This window comes from Saccharospirillum sp. (assembly GCF_040881935.1).
In the GTDB taxonomy this organism is placed as follows: domain Bacteria; phylum Pseudomonadota; class Gammaproteobacteria; order Pseudomonadales; family Natronospirillaceae; genus Saccharospirillum.
Genome location: NZ_JBBECH010000058.1, coordinates 1 through 16,047 on the forward strand (window position 1 = coordinate 1; position 16,047 = coordinate 16,047).

15 protein-coding genes are annotated in these 16,047 nt (G+C 53.0%); 4 read left to right on the top strand and 11 right to left on the bottom strand.

Annotated elements, in window-relative coordinates:
- Positions 1 to 345: 345 nt before the first annotated feature.
- Both betT and betA read left to right on the top strand, forming a co-directional pair.
- Positions 346 to 2,412, top strand: a complete 2,067-nt coding sequence (gene betT / locus WEB54_RS10950; RefSeq protein WP_368055611.1) for a choline BCCT transporter BetT — start codon at positions 346 to 348, stop codon at positions 2,410 to 2,412.
- A 17-nt stretch (positions 2,413 to 2,429) separates the two neighbouring features.
- Entirely contained in the window at positions 2,430 to 4,130 is a 1,701-nt protein-coding gene (gene betA, locus WEB54_RS10955; RefSeq protein ID WP_368055613.1) for a choline dehydrogenase, read from the top strand.
- Positions 4,131 to 4,148: 18 nt separating this feature from the next.
- Here betA and WEB54_RS10960 read toward each other — a convergent pair whose 3' ends face one another.
- Positions 4,149 to 5,114, bottom strand: a complete 966-nt coding sequence (locus WEB54_RS10960; RefSeq protein WP_368055615.1) for a putative zinc-binding metallopeptidase — start codon at positions 5,112 to 5,114, stop codon at positions 4,149 to 4,151.
- Positions 5,115 to 5,266: 152 nt separating this feature from the next.
- Positions 5,267 to 6,544, bottom strand: a complete 1,278-nt coding sequence (locus tag WEB54_RS10965; RefSeq protein ID WP_368055617.1) for a DUF2254 domain-containing protein — start codon at positions 6,542 to 6,544, stop codon at positions 5,267 to 5,269.
- Positions 6,545 to 6,828: 284 nt separating this feature from the next.
- Here WEB54_RS10965 and WEB54_RS10970 point away from each other — a divergent pair, with 284 nt between their 5' ends.
- Positions 6,829 to 7,611 carry a matrixin family metalloprotease gene (locus WEB54_RS10970; protein ID WP_368055619.1) on the top strand — a complete coding sequence of 261 codons (783 nt, stop codon included), beginning with the start codon at positions 6,829 to 6,831 and terminating at the stop codon, positions 7,609 to 7,611.
- Positions 7,612 to 7,670: 59 nt separating this feature from the next.
- On the opposite strand, the gene WEB54_RS10975 is transcribed toward WEB54_RS10970, so the two are convergent.
- Together WEB54_RS10975 and WEB54_RS10980 are read right to left on the bottom strand one after the other, a co-directional pair.
- Positions 7,671 to 8,102, bottom strand: a complete 432-nt coding sequence (locus tag WEB54_RS10975; protein WP_368055621.1) for a hypothetical protein — start codon at positions 8,100 to 8,102, stop codon at positions 7,671 to 7,673.
- Between the two features lie 142 nt (positions 8,103 to 8,244).
- Entirely contained in the window at positions 8,245 to 8,562 is a 318-nt protein-coding gene (locus WEB54_RS10980; RefSeq protein WP_368055623.1) for a YkgJ family cysteine cluster protein, read from the bottom strand.
- Positions 8,563 to 8,827: 265 nt separating this feature from the next.
- On the opposite strand from WEB54_RS10980, the gene WEB54_RS10985 reads away from it, so the two are divergent.
- A complete protein-coding gene (locus WEB54_RS10985; RefSeq protein WP_368055625.1) occupies positions 8,828 to 11,158 on the top strand; it encodes a glucose/quinate/shikimate family membrane-bound PQQ-dependent dehydrogenase in 2,331 nt (776 codons plus the stop codon).
- A 367-nt stretch (positions 11,159 to 11,525) separates the two neighbouring features.
- Here WEB54_RS10985 and WEB54_RS10990 read toward each other — a convergent pair whose 3' ends face one another.
- The 7 genes from WEB54_RS10990 to WEB54_RS11020 form a co-directional block, all read right to left on the bottom strand.
- A complete protein-coding gene (locus WEB54_RS10990) occupies positions 11,526 to 11,843 on the bottom strand; it encodes a nucleotidyltransferase family protein (protein ID WP_368055627.1) in 318 nt (105 codons plus the stop codon).
- A gap of 31 nt (positions 11,844 to 11,874) precedes the next feature.
- Complete coding sequence (locus tag WEB54_RS10995) at positions 11,875 to 12,663, bottom strand: pentapeptide repeat-containing protein (RefSeq protein WP_368055629.1); 789 nt, start codon at positions 12,661 to 12,663, stop codon at positions 11,875 to 11,877.
- Between the two features lie 122 nt (positions 12,664 to 12,785).
- Positions 12,786 to 13,538: a Crp/Fnr family transcriptional regulator gene (locus WEB54_RS11000; RefSeq protein WP_368055631.1), complete on the bottom strand. Its 753-nt coding sequence runs from the start codon at positions 13,536 to 13,538 to the stop codon at positions 12,786 to 12,788.
- 442 nt (positions 13,539 to 13,980) lie between these two features.
- Positions 13,981 to 14,295: a hypothetical protein gene (locus WEB54_RS11005; protein ID WP_368055633.1), complete on the bottom strand. Its 315-nt coding sequence runs from the start codon at positions 14,293 to 14,295 to the stop codon at positions 13,981 to 13,983.
- 2 nt (positions 14,296 to 14,297) lie between these two features.
- Entirely contained in the window at positions 14,298 to 14,747 is a 450-nt protein-coding gene (locus WEB54_RS11010) for a PH domain-containing protein (RefSeq protein WP_368055635.1), read from the bottom strand.
- A gap of 152 nt (positions 14,748 to 14,899) precedes the next feature.
- Positions 14,900 to 15,370, bottom strand: coding sequence for an SRPBCC family protein (locus tag WEB54_RS11015; RefSeq protein ID WP_368055637.1), 471 nt, complete (start codon positions 15,368 to 15,370; stop codon positions 14,900 to 14,902).
- A gap of 191 nt (positions 15,371 to 15,561) precedes the next feature.
- The gene (locus tag WEB54_RS11020; protein WP_368055639.1) at positions 15,562 to 15,855 is read right to left on the bottom strand and encodes a HigA family addiction module antitoxin; all 294 of its coding nucleotides are present in this window, start codon (positions 15,853 to 15,855) and stop codon (positions 15,562 to 15,564) included.
- Positions 15,856 to 16,047 lie beyond the last annotated feature (192 nt).

A 16,047-nucleotide genomic window follows, 5' to 3' on the forward strand; every position in this document is an offset into this window, starting at 1 on the left:
GTTGAACGCAACCATAACGCTGGATGCCACGTTAAAAGCCTAATGAACTAACCGGACGCTCATTTTGGCTTAGAAAGCCAAAATGAGCGTCCAAAACACCCGATAGACTCAGAGCGTCGAACAGCAATCAACAAGCCGTTGCTGAGTGCCTTGCTGTCAGATTTCCCCCAACGAGATCATGCTGGGAAATATTATCTGCTGGTCTCCTTGACGGCCTGCTTTTGGGCTCCTATACCCATCACTGCAAGGTGCCGCCATCTCCTGCAGATCGTTAACCCAGGGAAGTCACAGAGGCGTCATTTCAGACAGCAATCGCTGTCGGCTTGTTTCTCTATGGAGGCGGTTATGACGGACGTAACTGATGACAGTAGCGGGAATGATCGCGAAGATAGACTCAATCCCATAGTATTTTATGGTTCAACGGCAAGCATTGTTGTATTTGCGGTGTGGACCATTCTGTTTACCGAGTCATCGAGCTCGGTTATTTTTGCGGTGCTCGCCTGGATATCCAACAGCTTTGGCTGGTTCTATTTTGTTTCTGTGGTTGCCTATCTTGCGTTTGTAATCGTTATTGGTTTCTCCCGTTTCGGAAAATTAAAACTGGGTCCCGCGCATTCCAAACCCGATTTCAATGTAGTCACCTGGGCGGCTATGCTTTTTTCGGCCGGTATAGGGATTGATCTGCTTTTCTTCTGCATCGCTGAGCCCGTCACCCAGTTCCTGGCACCACCAACCGGAGACGCAGAGACCGTCGAGGCGGCCCGACGTGCCATGGAAATTACCTTCCTGCATTGGGGGTTATCGGGTTGGGGGGTCTACACCCTGGTTGGTATGTCGCTGGCCTTTTTCAGCTACCGGCATGGGCTGCCACTGACCATTCGTTCAACCCTGTACCCGATATTCGGCAAGCGCATTAATGGCTCAATCGGCCACGCTGTTGATGCCGCTGCGGTGTTAGGTACGGTGTTTGGCATTGCGACCAGTCTCGGTATCGGCATCATTCAGCTTAATTTCGGCCTCAATTACATGTTCGGCATTGCAGAGACCACCATAACTCAAGCCATCCTGGCTATCTTCATTGTCATTTTCTCGGCTGTTTCCGCGTTCACGGGCGTAGACAAAGGCATTCGCCGACTTTCAGAATTTAACATGGCACTGGCGTTGTTGCTGTTGCTGTTCATTCTGTTTACCGGAAAAACCGTGTTTCTGTTGAACGCGCTGGTTATGAATGTAGGAGACTACCTTTCCAGCTTGTTGACCATGTCGTTCGACACCTATGCCTTTGATCCTCCCACAGACTGGCTAAACGCATGGACGGTTTTTTTCTGGGCCTGGTGGATCGCCTGGGGACCCTTCGTGGGGCTTTTTCTGGCACGGATATCCCGGGGCCGGACGATCCGCCAATTTGTAGCCGGAACGCTGATACTTCCACTGGCGTTTATGATGGCCTGGATGTCCATTATGGGAAACAGCGCCATCGATCTTGTCATGAACGACAGCGGCGTAGCCGGCTTCGGACAGCAGGCAATGGAACACCCGGGCTCGTCCATTTATCTCTTTCTGGAGAGCTTTCCATGGGTGGGTTTTACCACCTCGGTGGTCACTATTCTGGCTATCGTGTTCTTCGTGACATCCGGTGATTCTGGTTCATTGGTACTGTCCAACCTGACGTCGATTCTCCGTGACCCCAACCAGGACGCACCGGGTTGGATGCGTATACTCTGGGCTGGAATTATTGGCGTACTGACCGTGGCGCTGTTGATGGCTGGCGGGCTCAGTGCGCTGCAAAGTGCCGTGGTGATTATGGGTTTGCCATTTGCCTTCGTGCTGTTTTTTATGATGTTTGGTTTGTTTAAAGCCTTGCAACTGGAGGGGTTGAAGGAAGACAGCCATCGGGGAAGCATGGCGGGCCATCTGTCGGGTCGAACCAATCCCGGCAAAACTGCCGCGCTGAACTGGCAGCAGCGTATTCGCCGCAGCGTGAGCTTTCCAACGCAAAGTCAGGCTCACCGTTTCCTGGACGACATTGCGGTTCCGGCGATGGAGGCAATCAGACAAGTACTTGAACAGCAGGAATTAACGGCGAAGATTGAGCTAGGAGAGCGTGGCAACGAGCATATTTCCCTGCGGGTTAGTCTCGGTCACGAACAGGATTTCATTTACGAGATCTGGCCAGCTAAATGCAAGATGCCGGCCTTTTCAATCCGTGCGACCCGAGTAGATGCAGACTACTACCGACTCGAAGTTCACCTTTCTGAAGGCGGCCAGGGTTATGACCTGTACGGCTACTCCCGGGAACAGGTGATCGCGGATGTTCTCGATCAGTACGAACGTCATTTGTACTATTTACACACCCAGCGGCAGCTACCGGGCGGCGATACCATCATGCCCTCAGGGAACGACCACAACTGAACGATGGAGAATGACTCATGACGGCTTCGAAAACAGAGGATGTGTTCGACTACATCATCGTAGGCGCCGGGTCAGCAGGGTCGGTACTGGCAGACCGGTTGAGTGTGGATGGTCAGTTCCGGGTGCTGGTTCTGGAATATGGCGGCAAAGACAATTCGGTGTTCATTCAGATGCCAACCGCCTTCTCGATTCCCCTGAACAAGCCAAAGTTTGACTGGGGGCTTTATACCGAGCCGGAACCCGGGCTCAATGGCAAGAAACTACACCAGGCGCGAGGCAAGGTTATTGGTGGCTCCTCGTCCATTAATGGCATGGCGTACGTGCGTGGCTGCGCTGGTGATTTTGAGGAGTGGGTTGAGCAGGGAGCGCAAGGCTGGAGTTACGAAGAGGTGTTGCCTTATTTCCAGCGCGCCGAAGACTGTATTTATGGTGCAGATGACTACCGTAATACGGGAGGCCCCCTCGGAGTATGTAACGGCAACAACATGAAAAACCCGCTGTATCGCGCCTTTATTCAGGCCGGCCGCCAGGCAGGTTACGGCGAAACCAAAGACTACAACGGGTATCGGCAGGAAGGCTTTTGCCGAATGGACATGACGGTGCGCGACGGAACGCGGTGCTCGACCGCCAATGCTTACCTGAAGCCCGCGCTTGGTCGCCCCAACCTTGAACTCCGAATGCATGCACTCACCACCCGCATCTTGCTGGAGGGCAAACGGGCGACGGGCGTCGAATACCAGCAAGGCGACCGGTTAATCACCGTGCGGGCAAACCGCGAAGTTATACTCAGCGCCAGTGCATTCAACTCACCAAAATTGCTGATGCTGTCCGGTATAGGGCCAGCCGATCATTTGCGAGAGGTGGGTATTGAACCCTTTCACGATCTGCCAGGCGTGGGTCAGAATCTCCATGACCATCTGGAAGTGTGGATTCAGCACAGTTGCAAACAGAAAATCACGCTTAATAGTTGGCTAAACCCCTTTGGGCAGGCGCTGATTGGCGCACGCTGGTTGTTCTTCAAGAGCGGTCTGGGCGCCACCAACCATTTTGAATCCAATGGTTACATCCGCAGCCGGGCTGGCCTCAAATACCCTGATCTGCAATACCACTTTCTGGCGGGTGCCATTGCCTACGACGGTTCCAGCTCGGCCGAAGGCCATGGCTTCCAGGCACACCTGGGGGCGAATAAACCGAAAAGCCGTGGCTGGGTCAGGTTAGCCTCCAGTGACCCGGAAGCGCCCCCGAAGATCTGTTTCAACTACCTGCAGGAAGAGGAAGATAAACAGGCCTACCGGGCCGGTATTCGCTTAACCCGGGAGATTTTTGCACAGCCAGCTTTCGATCCGTATCGCGGCGAAGAGCTGATGCCCGGAGACCACATTCAGACCGATGCCGACATCGATGCCTGGGTTGCTGAAAATGCCGAAACCGCATATCACCCTTGCGGTAGCTGCCGGATGGGAGCAGGCCCGATGGCAGTGGTCGACGCCGAGTGCCGGGTTCATGGCATAGACGCATTACGGGTCGTTGATTCTTCGATCATGCCGACAGTAACCAACGGGAACATCAATGCACCGACCATCATGATCGCCGAGAAAGCCGCGGATCACATTTTGCAGCGCCCGCTGCTGAAAGCGTCCGCCGTATCGGTCTTCATTGCCGACGACTGGGAGCATCATCAGCGCGAGGGAGCGGCCACTGACAACACCCCTGGCTGATGCGAGGTTCAGCACCTCTTATAGACCGAGTGCCCCTCTTCGCAACCAGTCGTGCACAAACGCCAGCTTATAGCGTGCGTGGTCAGACAGTACGAACGGATAAAGGTCCGATAAACCCATGGAGCGATTAACATGGTTAACGCCCACCGTGAGCGTAGCCGCGATCCGAATCAGTCGTTCAGCATCGGGCTCCGAATACGGGTCCCAGTTCGGGCCCGGTATCTGTGGCGATGTCAGGCCAGTCGCCACAAAGCTGTCGGCAATGTCGGTGAGGTGCAGCAGGTGTGCCGCCGTTTCCGCGAAGTCTTCATGCGGGTGCGCTGAGGCATAGCTGGTCAGATAGTGCTGTCGCCACTCTGGCGGCGGGCCGTTTTCGTAGTGGTATTGCAGTGCTGCCGGGTAATCTATTCGTTCATCCCCAAACATGGCTCTGAAGGCGTCCAGAAAGTCTTCTCGAAGGCTCAGCCGCCACCACAACATATGAGCGATCTCGTGGCGCATGTGACCGATCATGGTTCGATACGGCTCCTGCAAGGCTTCACGGCGGGTGGTGACCAGAATGGGGTCAACCTCCGCGACGCTGATGGTCACCACGCCTTCTGCGTGGCCCATCGGCACCGGGGTTGGCCCTTCCGCCAGCAAATGAAACACCGGGGGTGCACCCGGGTCTTCCGGGCGAAACCAGTGCCAGCGGCCCAGGTTATCCAGTGCCCAACGTTTGGCCGCCTCGGTTTGCGCCCAGTTGGGAATGGCATTGGGCAGCGTCGGGTCGGGCGCCAGCGCGGTCATGGCGCAGGAACGGCAAAACGCCCCCGGTTTCGGCGCGATCCAGTTACAGCCGATTTTTTCCCGGTTGGCACAGAAGGGGGGCGTCGGCAGAAAATCGCGCGCCTGGGGATCATAGGCAACAGGGGTTCCATCGGCCGTGGTCAGGTTGTCGAACCAGAGAGAACCGGCCCCGACGGGGTTTGCAAAAACTCGCATGATGACACCATCCTTGAAAGCATGAACCATCATAGTGGGGGCAAAACCCACCCGACTACAACCAGTTGCCTCTAGTTTCCTGATTCTCCGTTTTCGTATTCGAGCCGAGAAAAGAGGTTACATGGTCCCCCGCGACACCGGTACTGTTCCCCCTACGGATTCTCTGTATCAAAACTGGCTGCATCGCGTACCGCCTTCAGGTCCTCTGGTACATCCATGGCTATTCTGGAACGCTCCAGAGCCAAACGGCTATTGTAGCTGGCCGCGTCGCGCATGCTTTTATCGCCAGTCGATGTCAGCGAGTACAATGCCTTCTGCAACCGAACTGAAACTTCCACGTGACCAGCACCATCACGGGCAATGGCCGTAAAGGCATCTTCAAACATATCCCGCACTGATATCACTGGCACTTCCACACGATCGTACAAAAGCCCGTTGTCATCATTTTCTTCTGCTGGCTCACTCCACAGGTGAAACAACCGTACCAGCCGACCCACAATTTCGATCGCTGTACCGGGATCATTAACTGAAGGCGATAAGGCCCGCCCGGCAATTTCCGACAGAACTACCAAACCAAACCTTGGATCATCGTCAAAACGACGTTCGGTTCCAACCTGGAATGCCTGAACTATCTCCTGGTAATCAAGCGCTACCGGGTTATCACTATCAGAGTTTACGTAAGCCAGGGGGCGGTCTGGAGTAGCGAAGGTACCCGGCAAGGCGGCGACAACAATTCGAGCGTTTGCCTTTTTTGCCCATTCCTGGAGCTCTGGCATATCAATGTGCTGCACGTAACCGACCTTTGCCGCCAGTACCGCCTGCCCTTCCGGTTGAGTTCGGGCTAAAGAGGCGTTAAGCGTTGGAGCATCTCGCCGCCGCTTTAGAGCTTTGCCAGTGGCCATTTCCACCTTGTCCATCGTTGAGCCAATTCGTCCAAGACGGGCGATTCCATCGACCCAGCGGACGAACGTAAAAATGATTAAAGCGAAAACAAACGCGGTTAGAACGAAAAGGATAAAGAGCCCAGCGACATCGAAATAGCCATTTTTAACGGCCGTTAAAGCCACAACAGAGAAGATAAATGCACCGACAAAGGCGGACAGTGCGTTCTGGGATGCATCGTCGGCGACAACCAGACTGAATGCCCTCGGCGTCGCCGTGCTGCTTGCCGCGGCGTAGGCAGACACCATCGATGCCACTGAAAAAGTGGCAATAACCAGCATGCTGGCCGCCATGATGGACAGCAATTCCTCAATGGACTCCGATGTAATTTCAGGAACGTATAGTCTTAACATGGTGCTATCAAACAGCTTGGCGACAAACGCCGCGCCTATCGATAACAAACAGACCATCAATGGCCTCACCCATAGCCGCTCACGAAATTTATTGACTAAAAACCGGACCCGATCCCATGAAACTGTGACGCTCATCACTCATCCTTAACGCGGCGTAACGCCCGGTAACAACACAGATCACTAAGGCCAACATGTTTGATTGACCCCTCCGATGATTGTCGATAACGTGCCCACTCGATTCGAGTAACGAGATTGCGAGTCGCTTATTCTCCTTTCAGTTTGAGCATAAGCAGACGCTTTGTCAGTGCGGTGACGCACCTATTCGTTTCGTGTCCTGTACTGGAATACCCCTCTCGCGTTCAATCCGCTTCAGGTGAGTTTTATCCAGTGCTTTCAGGAATCTCTGTTCGGAGAATGCAGTGCGAGCAGCCATAAATGTACGACTTGCCATACGGGCATTAGTAGTTACTGCCCTCCTTCCATTAGCGTTTCCACTACTTGCCGATGATCAACAAAACGGATATCGGCTGCTTGAGTTGGACGGCTACAAAGTCAAGTGGGGCGAACACACCTTAGGGGTGGGGGCGAGCATCAGTTACGCCTTCGCTAACGAATCGATGCGTTTCGATGATGCGCGTAATTGTGGTGACCTGGTACCAATGACAGCGCTCTCTGGTCAGAACCTTCCTGTGGAGACGCTGGAACGAGAGGCTGCAGCGGCGTTTCAGGTTTGGGAGCAAGCCGCGAATCTGTCCTTTTACCAGGTGGACGACCCCCGGGATGCGGATATCGTGCTCGGGGCCCAGGGCAAGCCAATCGGGACGGCATTTGCCAACGTAACCTACAAGCCCGGTTCACAAGAGGGTGTGCGTATTATCGATCAGGCGCTGGTGTGCCTGAACCCCGATCAGCAATGGAAGGTCGGGTTCGATGGCAATAAAGATGTCTACGACCTCCGCTATACCCTTATTCATGAAATCGGTCACGCTATCGGCCTGGATCACCCCGGACCAGAGGGGCAGTTAATGGGGTTTCGCTACACCGAAACCTTCGCTGAGTTGCAGCCCGGTGATCTACGCGGTATCCGGCAGTTGTACGGGCCAGCCTCCGATAACAGCGAACTGGCGGCTATTGACTCCGACACGCAGCCATTGGAGACACCGGCTACTACTGGGACTTCCACATCACGTTCCATTAATTAGAGTTTTCATCAACGGCCCCGCGTCCATGGATGCGGGGCCCTGTTACTAGGTGAACTCACTCAATAAGTCATGCTTCCAGAGTCGGAACCAGAGCCAGTATCGCCCACTTCGATCACGAACCAGACATCGCCAACGCCCTGTCCAGTAACATCGCCCGGCTGCTGATCGTTGACCCAGAGATAGAGCGGGTCACCATCATAAGCCCATTGGTGAGTTCCGTCCTGACGTTCGATGACGCTGAATTTACCGGCATCCTGCGCATTGGCCGAGGCATCCAGCGGCGGCCAGTTCTGGGCACAGCCATCGTAGCAGTTGGATTTGCCCGACTCATCACGAGTGAAGAGATACAGTGTCATGCCCTCGGTGTCGGTCAGAACAGTGCCCAGGCTCGTCTCCCGGGTATCCACCGGCACCCCTTCAGGAATGGTCATTGCTGTGCTGGCACAGGCGACTAGCGCCAGGGCAAGCGAAGTGGCAAGTAGTGCTTTCATCGGTCTTCTCCTTTTTCATCCATTGACAGTGAACAACCTCACTTACAAGGACGACCGCTGACTTCGGTTTGGATGCAGGGGATGAAAACTTTCCCCAGCGGCGTCCAACGTGCGGACGGCCCTCCTATTAAGGCACTCACCATTATAGCTCTATTAAGGAATTCCGGTTTGCCTGGCCTCCCTTTCGTTCAACAAGACATTCATAAGACCCCATTTCAAATTCCCGGCAGATCCACGGACGGTTCTCATAAATAGTGCACATAAAGGTTTCCCTGTCTAACGCAGAGCACCACCCATCGTCTAACCGTAACATGGTCTCACCACCCCATTCATCGACCGCTATATGCCGCGCCGGAACGCCGGTATCGGTAATAATCATCACCTCCAGCTGGCAGCAACACGCCTGACAGTTGGAGCAGGAGACGCTGGGATCAGTTACATCTTTAACAGGAATCGTCATGAGTACAGTACCAACTCAGCAGCACAATGCTGTTTCGGGGTTATTCATTTTATGGAGTTTCATTAATCTGAAACTCGCGGGATCATAGCACAGAGTAATCCGAACCTTATGCCGGGTATGAGACAGGCAATATAAGTACGACAGCGCACAAACACACACCGCCTCATCGCTTATAATAAAGTATTGGTTAGATTGTAGACTCTCTATCGCATAGTATCCTCAATCTAACGCCCAATATGTGTAATTCCATATAAGAATGAGGCCTATGATTCTATTTTCGATACTTGTAGCGCTCATCGGTCTTGCACTCACGGTCGGTGGTATCCAATTGCTCAGTCTTGGGGGGAGCGTCTACTATTTGCTGGCAGGCATTTTTTTGCTGCTCAATGCCTGGCTGGGCTTTAAACGCCACGGACTGACCCGCCCATTATTTGCGTTGTTTTTGGTAGTCACCCTGATCTGGTCGTTGTGGGAGTCCGGTTATGACTGGTGGGCGTTAGCACCGCGCATGGGGTTGTTCATGTTTCTGGCCATACCCCTGTTGATTTCCAGTGTGCCAGACAAAGGCGGACGCATCGTGCTGCTTCCTGTTTGGGCCGTACTGGGGGTGATAACACTGGGCAGCCTTTGGGCCAACCCGCATGATCTGTCCGGTACACTCGATATGCAGGTAGACAGTGAGTCACCCAATCTGGGAACTGCGCCTAATGCCAGTTGGTATGCCTATGGGCGAACCAACATGGGGCAACGTTATTCCCCGCTGGATCAGATAACACCCCGGAATGTGGGGCAACTGGAAGAGGCCTGGCGGTATCGCACCGGTGATATGAAAGGCCCTGACGATGTCACTGAAACTACCTATGAGGCGACCCCACTCAAAATTGGCGATACGCTGTATCTGTGTACGCCGCACAACTGGCTGGTGGCATTGGATGCCGACCAGGGCACCGAGCGCTGGGTGTATGATGCCAAGGTACCGCCGGAAAGCCAGCGCCAGCACCAGACCTGCCGTGGGGTATCATACCTGCCACCGGCTTCAGGCGATGTACCCTCTGCTGAAGTCCTGGATGTGGCAGCCGAAGCTCAAGCCCCGGTGCAATGTGATGCCGAGCTCTTTATGCCGACATCAGATGCCCGCCTGATAGCCGTTGACCCAGGTACAGGCGCTCTTTGTGCGAACTTCGCCAACAACGGTGAACTTGATCTCACCCACAATATGCCATTCAACCAAGCCGGTTTCTATTACGCTACCTCGCCGCCCGTTGTGGCGAATGGCCTGGTTGTAGTGGCGGGGTCAGTAAACGACAACTACGCCAAAAATTCACCTTCCGGCGTCATCCGTGCCTACGATGCCAGAACCGGAGAACTGGTGTGGAACTGGGACTCCGGCAACCCTGAAGATACAACACCGATCGGGCCAGATCAGGTCTATACGGCCAGCTCTCCCAACAGCTGGGCCGTGGCCAGTGCCGATGAGGAGCAGGGCCTGATTTACTTCCCGATGGGGAATCGGACGCCCGACCAGCTGGGTTGGTATCGCTCTGAAAGTGACGAAAAATATGCCAGCTCCGTGGTGGCACTCAACCTGGCAACCGGCCAGGTAGTCTGGGTGCAACAGTTTGTGCACCACGACCTGTGGGATATGGACACGCCTGCTCAGCCATCGCTGATTGATTTGGATACCGAAAGCGGCCCGCAACGCGCACTGGTGGTGCCAACCAAACAGGGCGATGTGTATGTGCTGAACCGAGAGACTGGCGAGCCTATCTTCCCGATAGAAGAGCTGCCTGCACCTCTGGGTACCGTTGCTTTGGATGATACTTCGCCGACACAACCGATTTCGGCGCTGACTTTTCGCCCCCCAATCATGACAGAAAAAGACATGTGGGGAGCAACCCCACTGGACCAGATGTGGTGCCGGATCCAGTTTAAGAAACTGCGTTACGAGGGCCAGTACACCCCGCCATCTGAGCAGGGCACGCTGGTCTATCCCGGCAATTTTGGGGTCTTCAATTGGGGCAGTATTGCTGTGGACCCGAAACGCCAGGTGATGTTCGGGATGCCATTGTATCTGGCCTTCATTCAGCAACTGGTCGAGAAAGATGGCTCGGATATGGGCGCGACCAACCAGGGTGAGCAGGGCCTGAATTCAAATGAAGGCGCGCCTTATGCCGTGGATATGAGACCCTTCCTGTCCCCCCTGGATGTGCCTTGCCAGCAACCGCCCTGGGGCTATGTGGCCGGGGTTGACCTGAAAACCGGAGAAACCGTCTACAAGCATAAAAACGGAACCATCCGTGACCTGACACCGCTTCCGCTGCCGATAGAAATGGGCGTTCCCGGCATTGGTGGACCAGTGATCACCGAGGGCGGTGTGGTCTTCCTCGCAGCGACGGTAGACGATTACTTGCGGGCCTATGACCTGGCCACCGGTGAACAACTGTGGCAAGCCCGCCTTCCAGCAGGCGGGCAAGCAACGCCGATGACCTATTTGAATAGTCAGGGTGAACAAATGGTTGTTCAGGTGGCCGGTGGCCATGGCTCCATCGGCACCACCATAGGGGATTATGTGGTTGCCTATAAACTCAAACGTTAAACTGCAAGTCAATTGGCTTACCTGCTGTGGGAAGCCAACTAATGTTAGGTGCATGAAGTTTGTCGTAAGTTAGGCCTTCGGTACCTCAACTGTTGAGTACCAGTCTGCGTACGGCGTGTTCTTGACCAAATGCCGGTTAAAATCCTTGGCGCCGTCAGTCCACCAAACCGGCCCTCGTTCACCCAAGGCTATCTTGATCTCGTTTACGATACGCCGTGCAACAGTGAGCCGCTCTGGGTCTTGCGCGCGACCAGCAGCTTTGATTTCCCGGCGTGCATCCATGAGACCACTGACGAGCTTGGAGTGAAGCTCTGACGGAAGACTTGGGTTGGCGGCTCGCCACAGACGTCCGCGAACTACGAGGTACCTAGCGTCTGGAGTTTTGAGCTGCTTCATAGGCCCAACGCCGCGCCCATCGGCTGGTCCGGTGCAGCGCTTGGTTGGCATTTGAGGTTGACGTATATGGCCCATCCAAATTGCTCTCGTGCATTCTTGCTTGGTTCTTTACAGACCACGGAAAATTAGATATTCCTCTGGGCTTCCCTTCCATGTCGCGATCTCTACGCTCGGTGACATCTTTCTGATCGAAGTAAATTAACTCTATATCGTTAAGTACAGTCGCAGTGGAGAAATTGTGCACCTTGCCCCAACCAATCTTCAAACAGGGGCCATCAGGGTTAGACACTATTCAAATGCGGCTACGTTGGGCGCCCCTATTATCTTCGTTCTAAGTCACCATCGCATGCACTGGTTGGCCCAGTGATGATCATCAGACCACCGGCAACGAGTGTGCTCGAATCCAGACAGGCTTCTGATAGTTGGGAGGGGGATAAACCAAACGCCATAGACAAGTCAGCACCACGCAAATCAGCGTAGTTTAACTCCGCGCCTTTCATTCTGGCATCCTCAAAGGAAGCATTGCGCAAGTCAGCATTTTTGAAATCGGTATAACGCAGGTTGGCCTCTTCGAAGTCGCTGCCGACGAACGAACCGGCCTCAAGATCGGAACGTGACAAATCGGCACCCTCCAGGTCCATTTGATCCAGGCGCAGGCCCTTTATCTCCGAGTGAGAGAGATCCACTCCCTCAAGGCTGACCGCAAACCTCTGCAACAGGTCCATTTCGGATAAAAAGCGTAACACCCGCCCTGCCCGGTTACCTTCAACCAGTTGAAGAATGGCAATAGTCTGGGCACGTCCAATAGCATACATTTGTTGTGAGTTAGAATTGACGCTATCGTCCACGACAAGCTGGCTGATGCGATCAATATATTGCTGAAGGCTCGCTTCCATTGAACGAATAGTCTCAATCCGTTCACGGGACTGGTTAAACTGAACGGTAGCGAACGCCAACAACAACGGCAGTGAAAATGGCACCAGCCAGTCCCAAAGTGTCTTACCAGAAAACCCCATCCACTCGGGCTTACGCCAGAACCAGTAGCCGAAGATGCCGATACAGACCAGTGTAAAAATGGATAGGGTCGTAAGAGCAGAAGAGTTAAACATCGCGGCATCCTTAGCTCATTATATAGGTGAAAGGCTAAGGTCATAAAGCCTAACCAACTGTCTTGCAACCCTAATACCGTGCCTCATGGCCTGTCCTGATCAATACCAGGCTCAACCTGCCCTCAGGCAAGATGTTTATTGGTAGCATACAGTCTTTCGCGTGCATCGCCAATCATCAACCGATCCGTTTCCCGCTTAACAACGGCATAACATTCACAGCTCATTTTTTCGAGTGTCGCACGGTCTAGCACCGTTATGTGACCGCGCCGATACTCAATCACTCCCAGTTTTTGTAGCCGCCCGGCCGATTCAGTTACCCCTTCCCGGCGCACGCCCAGCATATTGGCAATCAACTCCTGGGTCATGATCAGGTGATTGGTCGGCAATCGATCGAGAGACAACAGCAACCAGCGGCAGAGCTGTTGATCTATCGTGTGGTGCCGGTTGCACACCGCCGTCTGTGCCATTTGGGTAAGCAGTGCCTGCGTATAGCGCAATACGAGAGCCATCATGTCACCATGCTGATTGAACTCATCAACTAGCCGCTGCCCGATCACCCGATAACCCATGCCTCCGCTTTGGACCACAGCCCGGCTGGAGGTGCTGTCACCCCCCATTAACAATGGAAGGCCTACCAGACCATCGTTACCCACGACGGAAATTTCGGCGGATGAGCCACAGGCCATAACGTACAAAATGGATACGATGCTGTCAGTCGGGAAATAGGCATAGCGCATCTTAACCCCCGACTCATAAAGTACTTTACCCAGCGGCAGCGTTACTTCCTCCAGGTGCGGAAAGAGTCGACATTGCACAGCTTTGGGTAATGCGGCAAGAATACGGTTTTGAGTTAAATTTGAAGTCTTGGTTGTCACTCCGAACAATCCTCTAAGACAAAGCTATCGAAAGGCTATACTCCATTGCCTCTATGTTAAGGTTCGTTGTTTACTTACTATAACTATTAAGCAAAAAAAGCCCCTTGGGCTTCTTTGGGCATTACCGGGCATCAGACTCCAAAACGCACCGTTAATGCATCCATACTGCTGCGGGACACCCACTTCTTTACTCTTCCATTAGAGCTATCATAACTCAAACATTGATAGCTGTTTAATAGGGGTGTCTTAAGAGCTCGTTTTCGTGCTCATACTATAGCCACTGATTGGCGGTTATATTTGTAAAATATTGTAAACCATTTAAGGAGCCAATTTCTTGCTCTTTAAGCTTCTCTAAGCCACTCTCTATGGTTTTGACTTGCTCTGGTGAATGGCCCTGCTTCAATTAACTCTCCCCCCTGCTATAGCTTCAATTTACTGCTCTTCAAAACACCCAAGAGATCAACAACCAGAGGACGACAAAGAACGCAAAGAACCCGATAAGTATGAATTGGATTTCGCCAATTATTCCATCACCTGAAGCTACAGCAAAAATGATGAGAACCAACACAGTCGCGATGAACGCAATTACGGCCGCATCCTTTATGCCGACACCAGGTGCCAAGTAAACCTGATTAAATTCAGTCAGCATCGGCCAGGAAAAAAACCCACCAATGAACAACAGGGCTACCAGAACTATTAGCGCAATCGCAACGGTTCTTGCATCTTTTTTATCTTTATTTCCAGTCTCGCCAGCCATCGTTATTCAGCCAGGTGAGCTTTAATCATATCCCTCAGATCATGAGGGCGTGGTACACCCGCCGCTTCAATTTCAGCGGTATCGCCAGCAGTAAAAACGGAAATCTTGCCAACTCCAAATATCCGATTAAGAAACGTCTGATAGACCTTCACAGTACGAATGCTATTGATGTTTAATTCTGTGCGATCCTTACTCAGCAGCCCTCTCTCAAGAATAAGATCGTTACCCGTAAATTCAAGCGTAGTAGACTTGCACTTCAAATACCAAATAAGAAGGATCAGGATTCCTATTGCCAGTGGGATCAACAAGACCGCAACGACGAACCCGAGCGGATTATTTTTGAACATGGATGGATGTTCCGAGTATTTCGTTTCCAATTGAGAACCCTTTTGCGCTGATACCCCTGCGGGCATGATTTCACGGCTCTTGCCATGTTCGATGATTTTTCGCATTGAACATAGCACTTGACCCACCCCCACTCCAGCGGTGCTACACCGTATGGCAGGTTATCGGTGCCTAACGCCGACAAAGTTGGAACGTCAGCGGAAACTTTATCCAACTGACTGCGTTTGTAAGGTGTGGGTGCAGGCTAGCGACTTGAAAATTAAGCCAACTTCATGGTCAGCTTTTCCAATTGATCAATGGTAGCACCCCAGCCTTCCTCAAACCCCATTTCCAGGTGTTTATTGCTATCCTCTGTATTTTTATGCAAGGCCTGAGCAGTATACCTGGTGCCCTTACCGGCATCTTCCATAGTGATAATAGCGGTCATTGCCAACCAGGGGTCATTTGGCTTCCACCCTTCGGTTAAAACAGTCGTGAAAACAATACGCTCTTCAGGAATAATTTCTAAAAAACAACCTTCCACATGAGACTGAAAATCTTCACCATTTTCGCTCATCAGGGTTTCAAAACCACCGCCTGGCGTCATATCCATTGTAACGACTTTGCATTTGATTGGCTCCGGAATCCACCACCGCTCGAAATGTTCTTTCTCAGACCAAGCTTTCCAGACAATGGAACGTGGAGCCTGAATGACACGAGAGATAGTAAGTTTAGAGTTTTCGTTTTTCATTTTTATGCTCCTTAGAGGCAAGTGATTCGGCGTAATCAGCTAGTCGATCAGTCCGACCCTCCGTCAGGCACGGCGACCAAAATTGTTGTGGTCCGGGTGCTCCCCAATAGCATGGATTTGGAACAGCACCTTTAAACCCATAACGCCCGCTTCAGGTGCGCAGCTTCGGTGCCTCACCCTGCAAGCGTTGGTTATGCAGCGGTAAGCTCAACCTTGTGAACCTTATCCAGTTTGATGGTCTTGCCTGCATGCCACAGGTCATAAGCATCCTGCATGGTCAACCAGCTCTGTGGTGCACGGCCTAGCGCCTTGGAAAGCCGCAACGCCATTTCCGGGCTGACACCGCTCTGCTGCTTCAGAATCCGGTTCAATGTGGATGGCGACACGTCCAGCCGCTCGGCCAAATAGCGGCAGCTCAGTCCGAAAGGCTCCATATACGTAGCCAGAATGAACTCGCCAGGATGTGGGGGGTTGTGCATAGGCATCAGTGGTAATCCTCATAATCAAGCAGATACGCATTGCCGTCCAGGAATTCGAAGGTGAACCGCCAGTTTCCATTTCATGGCTCATAGTGTAGCGTGTTGCGCAACAGTGTCAAACTGCATAATGTCGCGCTCACCGGCTTGTCCAGTGCAACGCTTTGTTAAGCGATAGCTCCGATGCCAGCATTGAATAGA

Coding starts and splice junctions, on each gene's coding strand:
- betT (WP_368055611.1), top strand. CDS start 346: ATGACGGACGTAACTGATGACAGTAGCGGGAATGATCGCGAAGATAGA.
- betA (WP_368055613.1), top strand. CDS start 2,430: ATGACGGCTTCGAAAACAGAGGATGTGTTCGACTACATCATCGTAGGC.
- WEB54_RS10960 (WP_368055615.1), bottom strand. CDS start 5,114: ATGCGAGTTTTTGCAAACCCCGTCGGGGCCGGTTCTCTCTGGTTCGAC.
- WEB54_RS10965 (WP_368055617.1), bottom strand. CDS start 6,544: ATGAGCGTCACAGTTTCATGGGATCGGGTCCGGTTTTTAGTCAATAAA.
- WEB54_RS10975 (WP_368055621.1), bottom strand. CDS start 8,102: ATGAAAGCACTACTTGCCACTTCGCTTGCCCTGGCGCTAGTCGCCTGT.
- WEB54_RS10980 (WP_368055623.1), bottom strand. CDS start 8,562: ATGACGATTCCTGTTAAAGATGTAACTGATCCCAGCGTCTCCTGCTCC.
- WEB54_RS10985 (WP_368055625.1), top strand. CDS start 8,828: ATGATTCTATTTTCGATACTTGTAGCGCTCATCGGTCTTGCACTCACG.
- WEB54_RS10995 (WP_368055629.1), bottom strand. CDS start 12,663: ATGTTTAACTCTTCTGCTCTTACGACCCTATCCATTTTTACACTGGTC.
- WEB54_RS11005 (WP_368055633.1), bottom strand. CDS start 14,295: ATGGCTGGCGAGACTGGAAATAAAGATAAAAAAGATGCAAGAACCGTT.
- WEB54_RS11010 (WP_368055635.1), bottom strand. CDS start 14,747: ATGCGAAAAATCATCGAACATGGCAAGAGCCGTGAAATCATGCCCGCA.
- WEB54_RS11015 (WP_368055637.1), bottom strand. CDS start 15,370: ATGAAAAACGAAAACTCTAAACTTACTATCTCTCGTGTCATTCAGGCT.
- WEB54_RS11020 (WP_368055639.1), bottom strand. CDS start 15,855: ATGCCTATGCACAACCCCCCACATCCTGGCGAGTTCATTCTGGCTACG.